The organism is Saccharopolyspora sp. NPDC002578 (assembly GCF_053592695.1).
The window spans coordinates 107,612-128,095 of sequence record NZ_JBSFWJ010000004.1 but is presented as its reverse complement, the minus strand read 5'-3'; the positions used below and the strand labels follow the sequence as shown (position 1 = coordinate 128,095).

19 protein-coding genes and 1 riboswitch are annotated in these 20,484 nt (G+C 71.6%); of the genes, 16 read left to right on the top strand and 3 right to left on the bottom strand.

What is annotated here, in order from left to right; all coding sequences use genetic code 11:
* The first annotated feature begins 279 nt into the window (after positions 1-279).
* From ACWD38_RS03920 to ACWD38_RS03905, 4 genes are all read left to right on the top strand, one after another.
* Complete coding sequence (locus ACWD38_RS03920) at positions 280-1,605, top strand: ABC transporter substrate-binding protein (protein ID WP_450123305.1); 1,326 nt, start codon at positions 280-282, stop codon at positions 1,603-1,605.
* The gene (locus ACWD38_RS03915) at positions 1,602-2,486 is read left to right on the top strand and encodes a carbohydrate ABC transporter permease (protein ID WP_184481354.1); all 885 of its coding nucleotides are present in this window, start codon (positions 1,602-1,604) and stop codon (positions 2,484-2,486) included. Before ACWD38_RS03920 ends, ACWD38_RS03915 begins: the two co-directional genes overlap by 4 nt.
* Positions 2,479-3,282 (top strand): carbohydrate ABC transporter permease, encoded by an 804-nt coding sequence (locus tag ACWD38_RS03910; RefSeq protein ID WP_184481353.1) that lies wholly within the window; start codon positions 2,479-2,481, stop codon positions 3,280-3,282. The genes ACWD38_RS03915 and ACWD38_RS03910 overlap by 8 nt, the downstream gene beginning before the upstream one ends.
* Before the next feature lie 69 nt (positions 3,283-3,351).
* Positions 3,352-4,374 (top strand): helix-turn-helix transcriptional regulator, encoded by a 1,023-nt coding sequence (locus tag ACWD38_RS03905; protein ID WP_450123304.1) that lies wholly within the window; start codon positions 3,352-3,354, stop codon positions 4,372-4,374.
* Here ACWD38_RS03905 and ACWD38_RS03900 read toward each other — a convergent pair.
* The gene (locus tag ACWD38_RS03900; protein WP_450123303.1) at positions 4,317-5,225 is read right to left on the bottom strand and encodes an SDR family oxidoreductase; all 909 of its coding nucleotides are present in this window, start codon (positions 5,223-5,225) and stop codon (positions 4,317-4,319) included. The genes ACWD38_RS03905 and ACWD38_RS03900 overlap by 58 nt on opposite strands.
* Before the next feature lie 442 nt (positions 5,226-5,667).
* On the opposite strand from ACWD38_RS03900, the gene ftsZ reads away from it, so the two are divergent.
* The 12 genes from ftsZ to ACWD38_RS03840 all read left to right on the top strand — a co-directional run bounded on the left by ftsZ (position 5,668) and on the right by ACWD38_RS03840 (position 18,559).
* Complete coding sequence (gene ftsZ, locus ACWD38_RS03895; RefSeq protein WP_184481347.1) at positions 5,668-7,032, top strand: cell division protein FtsZ; 1,365 nt, start codon at positions 5,668-5,670, stop codon at positions 7,030-7,032.
* A 141-nt stretch (positions 7,033-7,173) separates the two neighbouring features.
* Entirely contained in the window at positions 7,174-7,893 is a 720-nt protein-coding gene (gene pgeF / locus ACWD38_RS03890) for a peptidoglycan editing factor PgeF (RefSeq protein WP_450123302.1), read from the top strand.
* On the top strand, positions 7,890-8,627 hold the full coding sequence (locus tag ACWD38_RS03885; RefSeq protein WP_450123301.1) for a YggS family pyridoxal phosphate-dependent enzyme: 738 nt from the start codon (positions 7,890-7,892) through the stop codon (positions 8,625-8,627). Before pgeF ends, ACWD38_RS03885 begins: the two co-directional genes overlap by 4 nt.
* Positions 8,628-8,697: 70 nt before the next feature.
* Positions 8,698-9,345, top strand: coding sequence for a cell division protein SepF (locus ACWD38_RS03880; RefSeq protein ID WP_184481341.1), 648 nt, complete (start codon positions 8,698-8,700; stop codon positions 9,343-9,345).
* Between the two features lie 19 nt (positions 9,346-9,364).
* A complete protein-coding gene (locus ACWD38_RS03875) occupies positions 9,365-9,664 on the top strand; it encodes a YggT family protein (protein WP_184481339.1) in 300 nt (99 codons plus the stop codon).
* 47 nt (positions 9,665-9,711) lie between these two features.
* Positions 9,712-10,539, top strand: coding sequence for a DivIVA-like cell division protein Wag31 (gene wag31 / locus ACWD38_RS03870; RefSeq protein WP_184481337.1), 828 nt, complete (start codon positions 9,712-9,714; stop codon positions 10,537-10,539).
* 115 nt (positions 10,540-10,654) lie between these two features.
* Complete coding sequence (locus tag ACWD38_RS03865; protein ID WP_184481335.1) at positions 10,655-11,134, top strand: hypothetical protein; 480 nt, start codon at positions 10,655-10,657, stop codon at positions 11,132-11,134.
* A gap of 402 nt (positions 11,135-11,536) precedes the next feature.
* A complete protein-coding gene (gene ileS, locus ACWD38_RS03860) occupies positions 11,537-14,740 on the top strand; it encodes an isoleucine--tRNA ligase (RefSeq protein ID WP_450123300.1) in 3,204 nt (1,067 codons plus the stop codon).
* A 127-nt stretch (positions 14,741-14,867) separates the two neighbouring features.
* Positions 14,868-14,982: riboswitch (SAM riboswitch) on the top strand.
* A 38-nt stretch (positions 14,983-15,020) separates the two neighbouring features.
* The gene (locus ACWD38_RS03855) at positions 15,021-16,382 is read left to right on the top strand and encodes an aminotransferase class V-fold PLP-dependent enzyme (RefSeq protein ID WP_184481331.1); all 1,362 of its coding nucleotides are present in this window, start codon (positions 15,021-15,023) and stop codon (positions 16,380-16,382) included.
* Between the two features lie 43 nt (positions 16,383-16,425).
* The gene (gene lspA / locus ACWD38_RS03850) at positions 16,426-17,136 is read left to right on the top strand and encodes a signal peptidase II (RefSeq protein ID WP_450123299.1); all 711 of its coding nucleotides are present in this window, start codon (positions 16,426-16,428) and stop codon (positions 17,134-17,136) included.
* 11 nt (positions 17,137-17,147) lie between these two features.
* Positions 17,148-18,065 (top strand): RluA family pseudouridine synthase, encoded by a 918-nt coding sequence (locus ACWD38_RS03845; protein WP_184485610.1) that lies wholly within the window; start codon positions 17,148-17,150, stop codon positions 18,063-18,065.
* A gap of 80 nt (positions 18,066-18,145) precedes the next feature.
* Positions 18,146-18,559 carry a hypothetical protein gene (locus ACWD38_RS03840; RefSeq protein ID WP_184481327.1) on the top strand — a complete coding sequence of 138 codons (414 nt, stop codon included), beginning with the start codon at positions 18,146-18,148 and terminating at the stop codon, positions 18,557-18,559.
* A 5-nt stretch (positions 18,560-18,564) separates the two neighbouring features.
* Here ACWD38_RS03840 and ACWD38_RS03835 read toward each other — a convergent pair whose 3' ends face one another.
* Together ACWD38_RS03835 and ACWD38_RS03830 are read right to left on the bottom strand one after the other, a co-directional pair.
* Entirely contained in the window at positions 18,565-19,206 is a 642-nt protein-coding gene (locus tag ACWD38_RS03835; protein WP_450123298.1) for a DedA family protein, read from the bottom strand.
* 161 nt (positions 19,207-19,367) lie between these two features.
* Complete coding sequence (locus ACWD38_RS03830) at positions 19,368-20,453, bottom strand: AsnC family protein (RefSeq protein ID WP_450123297.1); 1,086 nt, start codon at positions 20,451-20,453, stop codon at positions 19,368-19,370.
* Between the last annotated feature and the right edge of the window lie 31 nt (positions 20,454-20,484).

The following is a 20,484-nucleotide window of genomic DNA, read 5'->3' as shown; positions in this document are numbered from 1 at the left end:
ATCGTCGCCGGAAGGAGGTCGCCGAGGGCCTGTGGAAGAAGCATTCTCCCTGCTCAGTGGCCTTGATATCGGGTGTACGAAGGGGATTCGGCCGAGGTGAGCGCATTCGCCGGCCGCGAGTCCTCCTAGGACATGAGCGGATTGCTCCGAAAGGAGCCTCGCATTCGCGATCAGGTCGAATTCGGTCCTGATCGGCGCCGCGACGGGCAGCCCTGAATGGCGCATTGACGATGATCCAACCCCGGAATAGGTTTCAGAAATCGTTTTCTGGGGGTTGTGATGGCCGACGCCGCGATCAGCCGACGGACCGCGTTGTGCGGCGCGGGAGCGGTGCTGCTCGCCGGTGCCGCCGGGTGCGCACCCGCGCGGAACCCGCACGAGATCAGCCTGTGGAACTTCTACGGACCCGGCGGGCAGACCAAGAGCCAGAACGACTGGATCATCAAGCTCGCCGCGGACTGGAACGCCACCCACGAGGTGCAGGTCCGGCTGCGCTACGTGCCGAACAAGGACTACAAGGCGGGTCCCACCCTGCAGACCTCGTTCAGCGCGGGCGCCGGGCCGGACGTGTTCCTGCTCAGCCCCGGCGACTTCCTGCGCTACTACAACGGCGGCGCGCTCGCCGACCTCACCCCGCACCTGGAACCCGGCGTGCGCGAGGACTTCCTGCCCGAAGTGCTCGCCACCCGCCTCGTCGACGACCGGGTGTACGGGCTGCCGATGGAGATCGAGCCGCTCGCGCTGTTCTACGCCGAGGACGCCTTCGAACGCGCCGGGCTGTCCGAAGGCGACCTGCCGACGACCTGGGACGACCTGCTGGGTCTCGCCGACCGCCTCACCACCCCCGACCGGTTCGGGATGCTGTTCGAGACCAACCCCGGCTACTACCAGAACTTCACCTGGTACCCCTGGCTGTGGATGGCGGGTGGCGAAGTCCTCACCCCCGACCAGCACCGCAGCGCGTTCGACTCGCCCGCGACCCGGCGCGCGCTGCGGCTGTGGCAGGACGCGGTGGGCGCGGGCAGCGCACCCCGCCGGGTGCAGGGCGAAGGCGGCAACGACTCGATCTCCAACCTCGCCCAGGGCTACTGCGCGATGCAGCAGCTCGGCATCTGGGGCATCGCCGAGATCGCCGAACAAGCCCCCGGCTTCCGCTACGGCGTGACCCCCATGCCCGCGCCGCCCGGCGCCACGTCCACCACCGCGCTGGGCAGCTGGGCCATGGTCGCCAACGCGAAGGGCGCCAACCCGGAAGCCGCGGCCGAATTCGTCGCCTGGGCGCTCGGGTCCACCGATCCGGCCTGCGTGGAGCGGATGCGCCAGTGGAACACCGAAGCCAAGACCGGCATCCCGCCGCGCCGCTCGGTGCGCCGCGCCGCCGAAGAGCACGGCGCGTTCAGCGACGGGCCGATGCAGGTCTTCGCCGACCAGGTCATGACCGACGCGCGCCCGGAACCCCGCTACCCGCCCGAGGTGTACCGGGCGATCTCCGACGCGCTGCAGGCCTCCCAGCTCGACGGCGCCGACCCCGGTGCCGCCGCGGCGAGCGCCGCCGAGCAGATCGACGCGTTCCTCGACGGCTACGACGGGGCGGCGATCCAATGAGCGCTCGACGCGCCGAAGGCCGCGCGGCACTGGGCTTCCTGGCACCCGACGGGCTGGGACTGCTGGTGTTCGTCGCCGTCCCGACGGTGCTGGCGCTGGTCGTCGGCCTGTTCGAAGTGGACGGTTTCGGCAACGTGGAATGGGCCGGGCTCAGCAACTTCCGGCTGATGGCCGGCGACGGCCTGCTGTGGCAGAGCTTCGGCGTCACCGCGCTCTACACGATCCTGTTCGTGCCGCTGGTGTTCGCGTGCGGACTCGGCCTGGCGCTGCTGGTGCGCGACCACTTCCCCGGCGTCGGCGCGGTGCGCGCCGCGCTGTTCCTGCCGAACGCGGTGAGCCTCGTCGTCGTCGGACTGCTCTGGCAGTTCCTGCTCACCGACAAGACCGGGCTGGTCAACCGCATCGGCGCGGCGTTCGGGCTCGGCGGCGTCTCCTGGCTGGGCGACCCGGACCTGGCGCTGGTCACGCTGGTGCTGATCAGCGTGTGGTTCCTGATGGGCTACCAGATGCTCATCTTCCTCGGCGGCCTCAACGACATCCCCGGCGACCTCTACGACGCGGCCACCGTGGACGGCGCCGGCGCGTGGCACCGATTCCGGCACGTGACCTGGCCGATGCTGCGGCCCACCAGCTTCTTCGTGCTCGTCACCTCGATGGTCAACGCCGTCACCGGGCTCCAGGCGTTCGACCTCGTCTTCGTGACCACCTCCGGTGGTCCCGCGAACGCGACCTCCACCATCGTCTACTACGCCTACCAGCAGGCGTTCCAGTTCGGCCGGTTCGGCTACGCGGCGGCGATCTGCGCGCTGCTGGTGCTGCTGCTGGGCACCGTCACCGGCCTGCTGTTCGCCGCGACCCGAGGAGGCCGGTTCGATGCGTAGCCGCGTGCGCGGCAAGGCCCTGCTCGCCTACCTGGTGGCGCTGCTGACCGTCGCCCCGCTGCTGTGGCTGCTGCTGGCCGCGTTCCGGCCGGAATCCGAGCTGTACTCCGCGACGTGGCCGAGCTCGCTCACCCTCGACAACGTGCGCTACGTGCTGACCGAGGTGCCGTTCCTGCGCTACCTCGCCAACAGCGCGTTCGTCTCCGCCGCAGTGACCGCGGTCGCGCTGCTGCTGCACTCGATGGCCGCGTACGCCCTGGCCCGGATGCACTTCCGCGGTCGCGGCATCGCGTTCGCCACCATCATCGCGACGCTGCTGATCTCGCTGCCGGTCATCCTGGTGCCGCTGTTCCTCGTCGTGCGCACCCTCGGCATGGTCGACACCTACGCGGGGCTCATCGTGCCCGGCGTGTTCAACGCCTTCGGCATCTTCCTGCTGCGGCAGTTCTACCTCGGGGTGCCGCGCGAACTGGAGGACGCCGCTCAGCTCGACGGCTGCGGCCACTGGCGGACCTACTGGCACGTGGTGCTGCCGCTGAGCAGGCCGATGCTGGCCGCGCTGGCGGTGCTGTTCTTCCTCACCAACTGGAACTCGTTCCTGTGGCCGCTCGTGGTCGCCCAGGACGAGTCGCTGCGCGTGGTCCAGGTCGGCATCGCCTCGCTGCAAGGGCAGTACGCCTCGAAGCAGCACTACGTGATCGCCGCCGCGCTGGTCGCCGCCGTCCCCACCGTGCTGGTGTTCCTGTTCGGCCAGCGCAAGCTGATCGACTCGCTCAAGACCACCGGGCTGAAGTGATCCCTTCTCCCGGCGGCGCTGTCGGGGGTTCGCCGTAGCGTTGCGGCGACGGGCGGGGAGGGGAGCGCGATGCGGGCGGCGAGGCTGATCTCACTGGTGCTGCTGCTGCAGTCCAGGGGCACCATGACCGGGCCCGCGCTCGCCGCGGAGCTGGAGGTCACCGAACGCACCGTCGTCAGGGACGTGCTCGCGCTCTCCGAAGCGGGCGTGCCGATCCACGCCGAACGCGGCCGCCACGGCGGCTACCGGCTGCTCGGCGGCTACCGCACCCGGCTCACCGGCCTGCACCGCGCCGAAGCGGAAGCGCTGCTGCTGGCCGGGATTCCCGGGCCCGCCGCCGACATGGGGCTCACCGACGCCGTCTCCAGCGCCCGCCGCAAGATCTCCGCCGCGCTCGCGCCCGGCCACCGGGACGTGCCCGACCGCGTCTCCGGCCGCTTCCACCTGGACGCGCCCGGCTGGTTCCGGGATGCGGCGGCCCCGCCGCTGCTGGCGGAGCTCGCCGACGCCGTGTGGCAGGACCGCGCGCTGCGGGCCGTCTACCGGCGCGGCGAGCACGACGTGCACCGCGAGATCGAACCGCACGGCCTCGTGCTCAAAGCGGGCGTCTGGTACCTCGCCGGTCGCACCGGCGGCGACTTCCGCGTCTACCGCGCCGACCGGTTCCGGCAGGTCGAGCTCGCCGAACCGTTCCACCGGGACGAGAGCTTCGCGCTGCCCGAGTTCTGGGCGCGCCGCGGCGCCGAATTCGCCCGCGCCCTGCTGCGGGACGAGATCGCGGTGCGGATCAGCCCCGCCGGACTGCGCGCGCTGCACGTCCACGTCGGGCACCCGTCGGCCGCCGACGCCCGCGCCGCGGCGGCCGAACCCGACGAGCAGGGGTGGGTGACCACGACCCTGCCCGTCGAATCCCTCGACGTCGCCCACGAGCAGCTGCTCGGGCTCGGGCCGGAAGTCCGCGTGCTCGCGCCCGAACCGCTGCGCGAGCGGATGGCCCGGTCGGCCGCCGCCCTCGCCGAGCTCTACGCGGCGGATCAGCGGTACCCGGTGACGTCCTCCGGCAGACCCGCTTCCACGACCTCGGTGATGTAGCGCCACGAGTCCGGCCGCGAACCGTCCACGTCGGTGAAGTCGTAGAACCGCGCCAGCTCGATGCTCGACAGCGTCCGGCCCGCCCAGCGCGACACCTCCGGATCAGCCGCCATCGCCGCGACGCCCCGGCCGACGAAGCGCGGCGTCTCCGAGATGCCGAAGTGCGGTTCGGTGGCCTCCCGCCAGTTCTGCTCGGTGACGCCGAACAGCTCCAGCATCATCTCCGAGCGCAACCAGCCCGGCGTGACCGCGACCGCCGTGCTCCCGTGCGGGCGCAGTTCCTCCGCGAGCCCGAACGCCATCCTGCTCGCGGCGATCTTGGTCACATCGAAGAACGCGCCCAGCTCCCCGCGGTAGCGCTCGTTGTACTCCGAGGTGCCGTCGGTGAGCTCCACCACCAGCCCACCCGGCGTCCGGGACAACAACCGCAGCGCGAAGTGGCTGGTGATCAGGTGCGCCTCGATGCCCACCCGCAACCGCCGCAGGCCGATGTCCAGCGAGTGCTCCCACACCGGCTTGTTCCAGTCGGTCAGGTTCTCCCCACCGAGATCGTTGACCAGCAGATCGAGCCGCCCCTGCTCCCGCTCGATCCGAGCCACCAGCTCCTCGACGTCCGCGGGCGCCGCGTGGTCCGCCCGGACCGCGATCCCCTCGCCGCCCGCGGCCGTGACCAGCTCGGCCGTGTCCTCAATGGACTCCGGCCGGTCGTACTCGGAACGCTGCTCGCGCGTCGTGCGGCCCGACCCGTACACCGTGGCGCCCGCGGCGCCGAGCTCCACCGCGATCCCCCGTCCCGCACCTCGCGTAGCACCTGCGACCAGCGCGATCTTCCCGCGCAGCGGCTGATTCATCGTCGTGCTCCCTCATCGGCCCTCCACCTGCTCGACCGATGCTGGCGGCGAATCCGGACAACCGCCGTCGGGATTTCCTCGCCATTGTTTTCGAGTGGGCCGCCCGGCGTGCCCGGGCGCGCGGTACGGTGAACGGTGGTGATCGCGGACGTGGATCACCGCGCAGGCGAGAACGACGGTCGAGGCGGATCTGCGACGTGGGTGGCATGACACACCTGGGAGAACTCCCGGCGTGGCTGCTGGACGCGGTGGCGCGGGCAAGCCTACGGTCCGCACCGGGTACGGGGTTGACCGCGTTTCGATCTTGTGCTCGCACGGGAACATCCCGGCAACGGCCGGTGCCCGTGCCGGCTCCGGACACCTGTCCGGTTCCCACGGTGACCGCACCCGCGGCGGTCCGAGCAACGCAGAGCGCTCAGCCACGATCAGGAAGGCGGACCCGATGACGCCCCCGCACAACTATCTAGCGGTGATCAAGGTCGTCGGCATCGGCGGCGGCGGTGTCAACGCCGTGAACCGCATGATCGAGGTCGGGCTCAAGGGCGTCGAGTTCATCGCGGTGAACACCGACGCCCAGGCCCTGCTCATGTCCGATGCCGACGTAAAACTGGACATCGGCCGGGAGCTGACCCGCGGGCTCGGCGCAGGCGCCGCCCCCGAGGTCGGGCACAAGGCCGCCGAGGACCACAAGGAAGAGATCGAAGAGGTCCTCAAGGGCGCCGACATGGTGTTCGTGACCGCAGGCGAAGGCGGCGGCACCGGCACCGGTGGCGCCCCCGTGATCGCCGACGTCGCGCGCAAGCTCGGCGCGCTGACCATCGGCGTGGTCACCCGGCCGTTCTCGTTCGAGGGCAAGCGCCGGGCCAACCAGGCCGAGCAGGGGATCAAGGAACTCCGCGACTGCTGCGACACGCTCATCGTGATCCCGAACGACCGGCTGCTGCAGCTCGGCGACATCGGGGTCAGCCTGATGGACGCCTTCCGCTCCGCGGACGAGGTGCTGCTGTCCGGTGTGCAGGGCATCACCGACCTGATCACCACGCCGGGTCTGATCAACCTCGACTTCGCCGACGTCAAGAGCGTCATGTCCGGGGCGGGCAGCGCCTTGATGGGCATCGGCTCCGCGCGCGGGGAGGGCAGAGCCGTGCAGGCCGCGCAGAAGGCGATCAACTCGCCGCTGCTGGAAGCCTCGATGGAAGGCGCGCACGGCGTCCTGCTGGCCATAGCGGGCGGTTCCGACCTCGGCCTGTTCGAGATCAACGAATCGGCCTCGCTGGTGCAGGAATCCGCGCACCCCGAAGCCAACATCATCTTCGGTACGGTGATCGACGACTCGCTCGGCGACGAAGTGCGGGTCACCGTGATCGCCGCCGGATTCGACGCGGGCGCCCCCACGCACAAGAAGCTCGAGCCGACCAAGGTCGGCGGGCGCGACACCGTCGCCGGTGGCGAAGCCGGGCAGGTCACCGAAGGCCAGGTCGTCGACAGCACCAGCGAACCCGCTCCGGAACCGCCCCCGGCACCCGCTCCGCAGCCGGCCCAGCCCGCCGCGGAACAGGCTCCGCCGCCCGCACCGGCCCCGCAGCCCGAGCCGCGGGAGCAGTACGGCCAGCAGCAGAGCTACGAGCCGCGCCAGGGCTACGGCGAAGGCGGCACGCCCGGCGTGTCGGTGCCGACCCGGTCCAGCGGCGGCTACCCGTCGCACACCGGCACCCAGGGCATGAGCGGCCAGCTGCCGTCCCGCCCGATGCCGGTCGCCGACGACAACGACGACGACGTGGACATTCCTCCGTTCATGCGGCGCTGATCGCCCGCACGCGTAGGCGAGAATGGGCACCGGGACGACATCGTCCCGGTGCCCATTCATGTGCGCGGCTCCGGCGCGGAGCACGCCGCACGGCGGCACTTCGCCAGTCGGCGACGAACCCTCGAGATCGGGAGTGACAGAGTGCGGATCCGGCGCGTGATCACCACGCGGGAAGGCGGCAGCTCGGCACCGCCGTTCGACTCGTTCAACCTCGGCGGCCGGGTCGGTGACGATCCCGCCGCGCTGGCCGCCAACGAGCGCAAGCTCGCCGACGGGATCGGCCTGGGACCGGACCGGCTCGTCTGGATGGAGCAGATCCACGGCAAGAGCGCCGCGCTCGTCGACGGGCCGCAGCCGGAGCCGGTGGAGGCCACCGACGCGCTGGTGACCGCCCGGCCCCGGCTCGCGCTGGCGGCGCTGACCGCGGACTGCGTGCCTGTGCTGCTGGGCGATCCGGTGACCGGGGTCGTGGCCGCGGTGCACGCGGGACGCGTCGGCGCGCGGGTGGGCGTGCTCGTGGAAGCGCTGAAGACCATGCGGGAAGCGGGCGCCCGGCTCGACGACATCGAGGCGCTGCTCGGGCCCGCCGCGTGCGGCCGGTGCTACGAGGTCCCCGCCGCGATGCGCGACGACGTCGAGGAGTACCTGCCGGGCAGCGCTTGCCGCACCCGCAAAGGCACTCCGGGGCTGGACCTGCGCGCCGGGCTCTGGGAGCAGCTGGCAGGTGCGGGCATCGCGAAGATCGGGGTTGATCCGCGGTGCACCATTGAGACCCGCGAGCTGTTCAGCCACCGTCGCGACGGGCCCCGCACGGGCAGGTTCGCGGCAGTGGTGTGGGCGGAACCGGAGGAGGAGTCGTGAGCGAGGACGACCGCCGCCGCGCGGAACTGGCCGAGTCGCTGAGCGAGGTGCGCCAGCGCCTCGACGCGGCCTGTGCGGCCGCCGGGCGGCCGGCGGAGGACGTCGAGTTGCTGGCGGTCACAAAGACCTTCCCTGCGCGGGACGTGGCGCTGCTGGCCGATCTGGGGCTCACCTCGTTCGCGGAGAACCGCGAGCAGGAGGCGCGGCCGAAGGTCGCCGAGTTCGACGAGCTGCGCCCGGACGCGGGAGCTCGCTGGCACATGGTCGGGCAGCTGCAGCGGAACAAGGCGCGGTCGGTGGCCCGCTGGGCCGACGTCGTGGAGTCGGTGGACAGCCCGCGGCTGGTGGAAGCGCTGTCCGGAGCCGTCCGCAACGCCCTCGAAGCGGGGGAGCGGACACGCCCGCTCGAAGTTCTCGTTCAGGTGAACCTGGACGAGGCGGCGGGCCGGGGCGGCTGCGCGGCGGGCGAGGTGCTGCCGCTCGCGGAGGCCATCACGACGACGAGTGAACTCCGGTTGCGTGGAGTGATGGCGGTGGCGCCGCAGTCCACCCAGTCGGGCGTGGCGTTCAACACACTTTCCTTGATCGCTACGCAGCTGCGTCGTGACTTCCCCGAGGCTGGGGAGATCTCAGCGGGAATGAGCGGTGATCTGGAGAGTGCTGTGGCGCACGGCTCCACTCGGGTGCGTGTCGGAACGGCGCTGCTGGGAGGGCGACGGCTAATCTCGCCGTAGCCTGGGCGGAGGGTCGAAAGCCGGTCGAACCGCGCTCGGCTCGAAGGAGTCGCGGAAGAAGGGCACGCCGATGAGCACGATGCACAAGCTGAAGGCCTACTTCGGCATGGTGCCTGCCGACGAAGTCGACGAGTTCGACGACGACATCGACCGCTACGGGGACGCCGACGAGTACGACTCGCCCGCGGACCGCGTCGGTGGACGTCGGCGTGTCGGGGTGCGCGGTGGCTACCAGGACGAGGCCGAGGCCGACGAGGGCTTCGACGACCACGGCAGCCGGGACGCGCCGCGCCGGGACACCGGCCACCGCGGCGAGGAGTACCGCGAGGTCAAACCGCCGCGCAGGCAGTGGTCGCCGGAGACCGCGGCGCGGACCGCCGCCGAGCGGGAGTCCGTCTCCCGGCTGCGCGCGGTCACCGACACCGGCAGCCACTTCAACTTGAGCAAGATCACAACTCTGCATCCTCGCAGCTACAGCGAGGCCCGCACGATCGGGGAGCAGTACCGGGACGGCACTCCGGTGATCATGAACCTGACGGAGATGGACGAAGCGGACGCGAAGCGTCTGGTCGACTTCGCCGCAGGTCTGGCCTTCGCGATGCGCGGTTCGATCGAGAAGGTGACCAACCGGGTGTTCTTGCTCTCACCGCCCAACGTGGACGTCGCAGCCGAGGACAAGCGCCGCTTGGCCGAGGGTGCCTTTTTCAACTACGGCTGACCGGTGGCAGAGTTGAGCTGTGGAACTGGCGCTGATCGTCCTTTATTACGCGGTCTTCTTCTTCTGGCTGCTGCTCACGGCCCGTATCGTGATCGAGCTCGTCCGGGTGTTCGCCCGCGACTGGCGCCCCGCTGGAGGGGTTGCAATCGCGTTGGAGAGCATCTACACAGTGACCGACCCGCCGATCCGGCTGCTGCGTCGGGTGATCCCGACGGTCCGGATCGGCGGTGTAGGGCTGGACCTATCCATTATGGTGCTGCTGCTGGTTGTGTTCATACTGATGCAGCTGCTGTTGAAACTATGGGCGCAGTCCGGGTAACGGGGAACCCGGGTGACCCGCAGCCGAAGAGTGCGTGAGGTGATCTTGTGGGCCTGACCCCCGCCGACGTGCATAACGTCGCGTTCAGTAAACCGCCGATTGGGAAGCGCGGTTACAACGAGGACGAGGTGGACGCGTTCCTCGACCTGGTTGAAGCCGAGCTCGCTCGGTTGGTGGAGGAGAACAACGATCTGCGCAGCCAGATGGAGCAGCTGGAGAACCAGCTGCAGACCGCGCAGGTCGACCTCGACGACGCCCGCAGTCAGGCGTCCGCGGTTCCCGCCGCCCCCGCTCCGGTGGAGGAACCGCGCCGGCTCGCGCCGGTCCCGGCCCCCACCGCGGCCGAGCAGACCTCGCCGGGGGGTGATCACCACGTGCAGGCGGCCAAGGTCCTGGGGCTCGCCCAGGAGATGGCCGACCGGCTCACCGGCGAAGCCAAGGCCGAGGCCGACGGCATGCTCTCCGAGGCCCGCACCAAGTCCGAGCAGTTGCTCTCGGACGCCCGGTCGAAGTCCGACAGCATGGTCAACGAGGCCCGCACCCGGGCCGAGACGATGCTCAACGACGCCCGGACCCGGGCCGAGACGCTGGAGCGGCAGGCCCGGGAGAAGGCCGCCGGTCTGGAACGCGACGCGCAGCGCAAGCACGCCGAGGTGATGGGCAACATCACTCAGGAGAAGAACGCGCTGGAGAAGAAGATCGACACCTTGCGCACGTTCGAGCGCGAGTACCGCACCAGGTTGCAGACCTACCTGGAGTCGCAGCTGCGTGAGCTGCAGGACCGCGGATCGGCGGCACCCGCCGAGAGCGGCAGCCGTTCGGCGAGCCAGCAGAACACCTACAGCTTCGGAGCACGTGCCGCCGAAGCCGGCTAGCGGTCGGTGACCGGATCCGCCGGCCTCGAACCGCCCTGCGGCAGGGGTGCCGCGGGTGGCGGGCTGCGGAGGGGACAAGGGGGTCCCCGAACGGTGCGGTGAAGGAGATTTCGGCGTGTTGTTGGTAGTGCTGATCCTGGTCCTGGCGGCCGGTGGCGTGCTGGTGACGTCGGTGCTGATCGACCAGCCCGAATGGGCGTGGTTGTCGGTGCTGCTCAGCGTGCTGGCCGCGGCGTTGCTCGTGGTGCAGCGGATTCGGCGGCGACGGGAAGCGAGCTCGTCGTCGCCGGAGCCCGCGACCGAGAGCGAGGCGGGGCAGGACTCGACGGCGCAGGCCGACGACGACACCGCCGAGCACGACGAGCCGGACGAGGAGGACACCGACGCGGCGGACGCGCTGCTGGTGTCCGAATCCGACGACGAGGTCGTGGTGGTCGACGAACGCCCCCGCTACCACCTGTCGAGCTGTCAGTGGCTCGGCGACCTGGAAGTGCAGGGCTTGCCGGTGCGTGAAGCCAGGGAACTGGGCTTCACCGCGTGCGCCCGATGCACCCCGGACGCGGTGCTGGCGGGTCAGGCGCGCGCCGCGCGCTGAGATCGGCCCGAACGTCGAGCAGCTGCCCAGGGCCCTGGGCGCCTGATCTCGAACCGAGGGCCGTTACCGGTGGTCGCGGAAAACAGGTGGCATCGGATGGTTATGCTGAATGCGGGCTGGTCGCCGGGGAGCGACCGGCCCGCATTCGGCGTTGATCCGGCCATCACCGGGGAGCTTCCGGAAGAACGGGTGCACCGCGCCTCGCGGCCGCCCCAGTAGAACCGGACGGGTTCGGCCCGTCACAGCCGGCAACGAGTGGCCGCCGCGACCAGCGGCGGCAAGCGGGGTGGTACCGCGGGACGCGGGCGGCCGGTCGGTCGCGCGCCGTGTCGTCCCCGTGTGGGCATCGAGTCAGATGTCCGTGCGGCTGATGACGACACACCGGCGAGGAGTACACCCGCGATGGCTTATCCGAAGGTCCGCTTCGGCGGCACGTCCGCCGAGGGCACTGCCCAGGAGCGCCCGGATCAGGAGCGCCCGGCCCCAGAACGTGGCGTCGCCGCGCAACCGTCGTTCCCGCAGGTCGAGCGGGAAGTGCTGGACTTCTGGTCCCAGGACGGGACGTTCCAGGAGAGCGTGCGGTCGCGGGAAGCCGGGACGCACGGCTCCAACGAATTCGTCTTCTACGACGGCCCGCCCTTCGCCAACGGCCTGCCGCACTACGGGCACCTGCTCACCGGGTACGTGAAGGACGCGGTGCCGCGCTACCAGACGATGCGCGGCCGCCGGGTGGAGCGCCGGTTCGGCTGGGACTGCCACGGGCTGCCCGCCGAGGTCGAAGCCGAGAAGCAGCTCGGCATCACGTCCAAGTCCGAGATCGAGACGATGGGCGTCGCCGAGTTCAACGACGCCTGCCGCGCCTCCGTGCTGCGCTACACCGGCGAGTGGGAGGACTACGTCACCCGCCAGGCGCGCTGGGTGGACTTCGACAACGACTACAAGACGCTCGACCTCGACTACATGGAAAGCGTCATGTGGGCGTTCAAGACCCTGTGGGACAAGGGTCTGATCTACGAGGGCTTCCGGGTGCTCTGGTACTGCTGGCGCTGCGAGACGCCGCTGTCGAACACCGAGACGCGGATGGACGACACCTACCGGCAGCGCCAGGACCCCGCGGTGACCGTGGGCCTGCGCCTCGCCGCGCCGGGCAAGGCGTTCGACGATGCGCTGGCGCTGGTGTGGACGACGACCCCGTGGACGCTGCCGTCGAACCTGGCGGCCGCCGTGCACCCGGACGTGGACTACGTGCTGGTCGAGCCGGGGCAGGGCGCCGAGCGCTACGTGCTCGCCGAGGCCCGGCTGGGCGCGTACGCGCGGGAACTGGGCGAGGACGTGGCGGACCGGGTGGTCGCCCGGTTCACCGGCACCGAGCTGCTGGGCACGACCTACCGGCCGCCGTTCGACTTCTTCGCGGGGCACACCAACGCCCACCAGGTGCTGGCGGCGGACTACGTCACCACCGAGGACGGCACCGGCATCGTGCACATCGCGCCCGCCTTCGGTGAGGACGACAAGCTCGTCACCGACGCGCACGGCATCGAGCCGGTCGTCCCGGTCGACGCGCACGGCAAGTTCACCTCCGAAGTGGCGCCCTACGAGGGCCTGCAGGTGTTCGAGGCGAACAAGCCGATCATCCGGGACCTCAAGGAAGCCGGACTGCTGCTGCGGCACGAGACTTACGACCACCCCTACCCGCACTGCTGGCGCTGCGACAACGCGCTGATCCAGCGCGCCGTGTCCTCCTGGTTCGTGGGCGTGACCCAGTTCCGGGACCGCATGGTCGAGCTCAACCAGCAGATCAACTGGGTTCCCTCGCACATCCAGGACGGCCAGTTCGGCAAGTGGTTGTCCAACGCGAGGGACTGGAACATCTCGCGGAACCGGTACTGGGGCTCGCCGCTTCCCGTGTGGGTCTCCGACGACCCGGCGTTCCCGCGCACCGACGTGTACGGCTCGCTGGACGAGCTGGAGCGCGACTTCGGGGTGCGGCCGGCGGACCTGCACCGGCCGAACATCGACGAGCTGACCCGGCCGAACCCGGACGACCCGTCGGGCGCGTCCACGATGCGCCGGGTGCCGGAGGTGCTGGACTGCTGGTTCGAATCCGGTGCGATGCCGTTCGCCCAGGTGCACTACCCGTTCGAGAACGCCGAGTGGTTCGAGCACCACTACCCGGGCGACTTCATCGTCGAGTACAACGGGCAGACCCGCGGCTGGTTCTACACGTTGCACGTGCTGGCCACGGCGTTGTTCGACCGCCCGGCGTTCTCCAACGTGGCCGCGCACGGCATCGTGCTCGGCGACGACGGCATGAAGATGTCGAAGTCGAAGCGCAACTACCCGGACGTTAACGAGGTGTTCGACCGGGACGGCTCCGACGCGATGCGCTGGTTCCTGATGTCCAGCCCGATCCTGCGCGGCGGTGACCTGGTGGTCACCGAACGCGGCATCCGGGACGCGGTGCGCCAAGCGGTGCTGCCGCTGTGGAACTCGTGGTACTTCCTGGCGCTGTACGCGAACGCCGAAGGCGTCGAGGGCAGGCACCGCACGGACAGCACGCACGTGCTGGACCGCTACGTGCTGGCCAAGACCCACGAGCTCGTCGGCGACGTGCAGGCCGCGATGGACGCCTTCGACCTGGCGGGTGCCTGCGGCAGCGTCCGGGACTTCCTGGAGGTGCTGACGAACTGGTACGTGCGGCGCTCCCGCGACCGGTTCTGGGCGGGTGACGCCGACGCGGTGGACACGCTGCACACCGTGCTCGAAGTGGTCAGCCGGGTCGTGGCGCCGCTGCTGCCGCTGACCGCGGAAGCCGTGTGGCGCGGGCTCACCGGCGGCCGGTCGGTGCACCTCGCGGACTGGCCGCTGGTCGACGAACTGCCCGCCGACCCGGCGCTGGTCTCGGCGATGGATCGGGTGCGGCAGGTGTGCTCGTCGGCGCTGGCGCTGCGCAAGGCGAACACGCTGCGGGTGCGGCTGCCGCTGGCGAAGCTCGTCGTGGCGGTGCCGGAGGCGGAGTCGCTGCGGCCGTTCGCCGACCTCGTGCGCGACGAGGTCAACGTCAAGGAGGTCGAGCTGACCACCGACGTGGCCGCGCACGGCCGGTTCGAGATCGCGGTGAACGCCCGCGCCGCCGGGCCTCGCCTCGGCAAGGACGTCCAGCGCGTGATCAAGGCGGTGAAGTCCGGGAACTGGACCCGCACCCCGGCGGGCGCGCTGGTGGCCGACGGGACGGAGCTGCAGGACGGCGAGTTCACCGAACGCCTGGTGTCCACCGACGACGGGGCCGCGGCGGCGCTGCCGGGCGGCAGCGGGCTGGTCGTGCTGGACTGCGCGGTCACCCCGGATTTGGCGGCCGAAGGCGTCGCGCGCGACGTGGTCCGCGTCGTGCAGCAGGCGCGCCGGGACGCCGGCTTCGAGGTCTCCGACCGGATCCGCGTCGCCGTCTCCGCCCCGGCGGAGGTGCTGGCGGCCGTCGACGCGCACCGGGAGTTCATCGCCGCGGAGACGCTGGCGGACGCCGTCGAAGCCGGTGCGGCCGACGGCGGCTTCGCGGGCAGCGTCGGTGACGGCGTCGCCGTCTCGGTCGGCGTCGAACGGGTCTGAGCGAAACGGTTCCGGGCGGGTTCCCCTCCGACAAAGGGGAGCCCGTCCGGATCGGGCGTGGCGCGGATCCCACTTCGCGCAGGACGGTTGCGCGTCGCACGACCGATCCTTAGAGTTTCGCGTCGAAGGTCATGAGTGCCAGCGGGAAACCCCGGTTTGCTGGCCGGCAACCCTCCTACCGCGGTGGGGTGCCCCGGGTGAGGACCTGGCCGATCGCGCAGGGCGATCGGCAAGCGCGGGCCCCGAATGCTCCGGGCCCGGTGAGGCCCCAGGAGGCATCGTGTCGTCAGCCGTCCGCTCCAGCCGTGACGAGACCGCCGGAATCCCGATCTGGTCCATCGTGGACTCGGTTCCGACCGTTCCCGCCGTCGTCGGCGCCCAGCTGCGGGTCCCGCTCGTCACCGGCGGATCCATCGAATACGCCAACCTGGACCACGGTGCCAGCGCGCCCTGCCTGACCGCGGTGCGCGACGCCGTGAACGAACTGCTGCCCTGGTACGCCAGCGTGCACCGCGGCGCCGGGTTCGCCTCGCAGGTCTGCACGCGGGTCTACGAGGGGGCGCGGGACGTGCTGCGCCGGTTCGTCGGCGCCCGCCGCACCGACTCGGTGATCTTCACCCGGAACACCACCGACTCGCTGAACCTGCTGGCGACGGCGCTGCCCGCCGACACCTCCGTCGTCGTCTTCGACACCGAGCACCACGCCGCGCTGCTGCCGTGGGCAGGGGACCGGGTGCGCACGCTCGGCATCCCCGCCGACCCGCAGGACGCGGTGCGGCTGCTCGACGCCGCGCTCGCCGACTGCGCCGACGGGCCGAAGCTCGCCGTGCTCACCGGTGCCTCCAACGTGACCGGCGAGGTGTGGCCGGTCGCCGAGCTCGCGCGGGTCGCCCGGCGGCACGGGGCGCGGACCGTCCTCGACGCCGCCCAGCTCGCCCCGCACCGCCCGGTGCGGATCGCGGAACTCGGCGTGGACCACGTGGTGCTGTCCGGGCACAAGCTGTACGCGCCGTTCGGCGCGGGCGCGCTCATCGGCCGGGACGACTGGCTGGACGCCGCCGAGCCCTACCTGGCGGGCGGCGGCGCGACCCGCTCGGTGCCGGACACCGGGGAGATCGACTGGAACACCGGTCCCGAACGGCACGAGGCGGGCTCGCCGAACACCGTGGGCGTGCACGCGCTCGCCACGGCGTGCGCCGCGCTCGCCGACCACGCGGACGCGATCACCGGGCACGAGGAACTGCTGCTGCAGCGCCTGCGCCGCGGACTTCGCGGCGTGCCGGGGCTGCGCGAGCTGAGCCTGTTCGGCGCCGAGCACGACCGGGTCGGCGTGGTCGGCTTCATCGTCGACGGTCACGACCCCGGCCTGATCGCGGCGGCCCTGGCGGCCGAGCACGGGATCGGGGTGCGGGACGGGCTGTTCTGCGCGCACCGCGCGGTGCGGCACCTGCTGGCCGGTTCCGGTGAGCAGCGCGCCGTCCGCATCAGCCTCGGGCTCGGCACCACCGTCGAGCACGTGGACCGCATCGTGCGAGCCCTGCGCGGACTCGTGGCCTACGGGCCGCAGTGGCGCTACGAGCAGGTCGACGGGCGGTGGGCCCCGGTGGACGACCCGCGGGAGTTCCCTGCCTCGCTGGTGTGAGCCGCTGTGAGCGGCCGATCCGCGGTCGGGGAGAATGGGCCGGGTGAACACCGAGCAGTCCGACCCCGACCGGCCCGGAACGAACCCCGCCACGAGCGGAGCGGACGCCTCCGAGCCGGGATCCGCCGCGTCGGGACCGACGCAGTCCTCGGGCCAGCAGCCCCCCGGTGAGCAGGACGCCGCGGAGCAGGCCGAGCCGGCGACCGGGGACACCGCGGTGCGCTCGCCGCAGCCGCGCAAGCTGCTCGCGCTGCTGTTCGGCGTCGCCGCGGTGCTGCTCACCGCGGACGTGCTCACGAAGGTCGCCGCGGTCGCGGCGCTGGAGAACCAGCCGCCGACGAAGCTGTTCGGCGGCGCGGTCTACCTCGTGCTGGTGCGCAACCCGGGGGCGGCGTTCTCGCTGGCGACCGGGATGACCTGGCTGCTGGCGCTGCTGGCGATCGTGGTCGTCGGAGTGATCGTGTGGCTGGCGCCGAAGCTGCGCTCCACCGGCTGGGCCATCGGCCTCGGACTGGTGCTCGGCGGCGCCTGCGGCAACCTGGTGGACCGGTTGTTCCGGGCTCCGGGGCCGCTGCGCGGGCACGTCGTGGACTTCGTGTCGCTGTTCGCGCCGGACGGCAGCGTGTGGCCGGTGTTCAACGTCGCCGACTCCTCCATCGTGTGCGGCGGAATCCTCGTGGTCCTCATGTCGCTGCTCGGCCGGGACTACGACGGCACCGTGCACGTGCGCAAGAAGCGCGAGGACCAGGCGTGAGCGAATCGCGGATGCTCCCCGTTCCGGACGGGTTGGAAGGCATGAGGGTCGACGCGGGCCTGGCGAAGCTGCTCGGGATGTCGCGGAGCACGGTCGCCGGACTCGCCGAATCCGGGGAAGTGCTGCTCGACGGCGCCCAGGTCGGCAAGTCCGATCGACTCATGGCGGGCGGGCTGCTGGAGGTCACGCTGCCCCCGGCCCGGCCGGAACCCGAGGTCGTCGCCGTTCCGGTGGACGGCCTGAAGATCCTCCACCAGGACGACGACATCGTCGTCGTGGACAAGCCGATCGGCGTCGCCGTGCACCCCAGCCCCGGCTGGGAAGGGCCGACGGTGATCGGGGGGCTCGCCGCCGCCGGGGTCCGGATCGCGACCTCCGGCGCGGCCGAGCGGCAAGGCGTGGTGCACCGGCTCGACGCGGGCACCACCGGCGTCATGGTCGTGTCCAAGAGCGAGCACGCCTACACGGTGCTCAAGCGGGCCTTCAAGGAACGCACCGTGGAGAAGCGCTACCACGCGCTCGTGCAGGGACATCCCGATCCGAGCAGCGGCACCATCGACGCGCCGATCGACCGGCACCCCCGGCACGACTACAAGTTCGCCGTGGTCAGCGGCGGCAAGCCCAGCATCACCCACTACGAGACGGTGGAGGCGTTCCGCGCCGCGTCGCTGGTGGACGTGAAGCTGGAGACCGGGCGCACCCACCAGATCCGGGTGCACTTCTCGGCGGTGCGCCACCCCTGCGCCGGGGACCTGACCTACGGCGCGGACCCGGTGCTCGCGCGCAAGCTGGGCCTGACCCGGCAGTGGCTGCACGCGCGGATGCTCGGCTTCGACCACCCCGCCGACGGCAGCTGGGTGACGTTCACCAGTGAATACCCCGCGGACCTGCAGGACGCGATCGACACCCTGCGCGCGCAGGACGCGTAACGCCCGCTGATCGACTTCGCCGGGCAGCGGGCGGGATCGCGTAGTTTGGGGGAAACACCCGGGATCATGGGGGAGGGGCGATGACCCAAGGTGATCAGCGTCGGGAGTTCGCCGACGAGACGCCGACACCGCCGATGGGCATGTCCTGGAGCGGGTCGCTGCTGACCGAAGGCTCCGGTCCCGTGGAATCGGAACGGGCCACGGGACCGGTGCGCCTGCCCGACGAACGCGCGGATCACCGTGCCACCCCCGGGCCGGAATCCGAGGTGCGGGGCCCGGACGCCGAGCGTGCGCCCGCCGAGCAGGGGGCGATGGGCCTGGCGGAACTGCTCGCAGCCGAAGACGTCGGCCGCGCCGGTCCCGCCGTGCTCGGCGCCGACCCCGCTGGTGACGCGGCCGGTGACGCGGGCGACTGGCCCACGTTGCAGCGGCGGGAGCGCCAGGAACCGCAGGACCGCGGTGGTGCGCTCGGCTGGATGCGCCGCCGCCGGTGACCGGCTCAGTCCACGCCGACGGGGACGCGCTCCGGCTCGGCCCGCCGCGCTGAGCGCCTGCGCAGCACGAGGCGGATCAGCTCGACGACACCGGCGATCACCAGGGCCGAACCGATTCCCAGCAGCACCGCGGGCAACGGGTGGTCCCGGAACACCGCGCCGCCCAAGCAGCCGACCAGCGTGAAGTACGCCGAGTAGGCGGTGGCGCCGAGCGCCGCGCAGCCGCTGAACAGGCGCAGCGGCATCCCGATCGTCCCGGCGGTCATCGCCGCCGCGGTGCGGCAACCCGGCACGAACCGGCACACGATCAGGATCGAGCCGCCGCGCCGGGCCAGCGCGCGCCGCGCCCACTCGAACGGCCTCCGGCGCCGCGATCCCGGTGGCAGCCGGGTCAGCAGCGCGCCGCCCGCGCGCCTGCCCAGCAGGTACGCGAGGTGATCACCGGCGAATCCGCCGGCCGCGCCCGCCGCGATCACCCCGGCCAGGTTCGGCGTACCGGTCATCGCGAACACCCCGCAGGTCACCACCAGCACTTCGCCGGGAACGCTCGGCAGCACCGCGTCGAGCGCGACGAACGCGACGAGCGCCAGGTAGATCCACGGCGACCCCATCGCGGCGTGCACGAGGTCCAGGACGGCGTCGGACACGATCGATCCCCAGAGTCGGCTCGGAAGTGCTGCCGGGCGACTCCGACGCTAAAGACCGGAAGTGAACAACACGTGCGGGATGCCCCTGGGGCGACCCGGAAACGGCTCGCGGCGGAGCCGGGGTGCGGAACTCCGGCGGCCCCGCTCGCTGCGGAGAGCCGTCAGAGGTCGGTGATGTCCCAGGTCAAGGTGCGCTGCTCGTCACCGGGGCGCGGCGTCCAGCGGACCGCGGAGAGTTCCGTCTCGTCCGGGAGCACGTAGACGGTGTGGCCGCCCGCGGTCTCGCCCGGCGGCACGCCGATGCGGTGCGGCGGCCGGGAGGACAACGACACCGGCGCCTTGCCGATCGTGGAGCCGTCCTCGGCCACCAGGACCAGGTACAGGTCCGGCAGCGAGGTGAACGGCATCGGGCTGCGGTTGGTCAGCTCCGTGTGCACGACCACCGCGCGCTCGCCCTCCTGCAGCTGGTAGCCGGCGGCGGTGAACAGGAAATCGGCCGGATCGACGACCTCCACGAGCTGGATGGTGATCCGCTCGCCCTCCAGGCCGTCCACGTCCAACTTGCCCCCGACCTTGCCGGTGCGGGCCGACGCGGGCCGGCCCGGCGCGGGGGTCTTCGCGGTGGGCGCGTTCGCGTTCGCCACCTGCGGGTGCTGCGGATTCGCCTGCTGCGGCCCGGAAGCAGGCCCGGACTGGGCCTGGCCGGCGGACTGGGGCTGACCGGTGTGCGGCGCGGACGGCTGGTCCCCTCGCGCCCACGAGGCCGACCCCGGCGGTCCCCAGGTGTTCATCGGTGGCGCGGGCTGCTGCGGAGCCGGTTGCGGCGGCGGTGCCTGCTGGCCCTGCTGGCCGAACGACGGGGGCGGACCGGCCGGGGTGAACGGCTGCGGTCCGCTGGGAGCGCCACCCGGGCCCTGCTGCCTGCCGCTGTGGGAACCGCTCGGGCCGCCGTGCACCTGGTAGCCACCGCTGGGCTGGTTCTGCACCGGGTACGGGCCGGACACCGGGTAGCCACCGCTGTTGGCCTGGGTCCAGGCGTTCGCGGCGGCCACGGCGTTGCGGATGCCGACCGGATCGCACTCCACGCCGACCACCATCGGCAGCCCGGTCGTGGATAACACCGCGAGCCGGGCGGCGACGTCCCGGACGTCCATGCCGAGCCGTCCCGCGAGCTCGTGCACCGCCGCACGGCCGGATTCGGCGACGGCGGTCAGCAGACGGACGTCCACGGGATCAGGTGCAGCCACGGCAAGCCACGCTACCCCCTCGGATCGATCA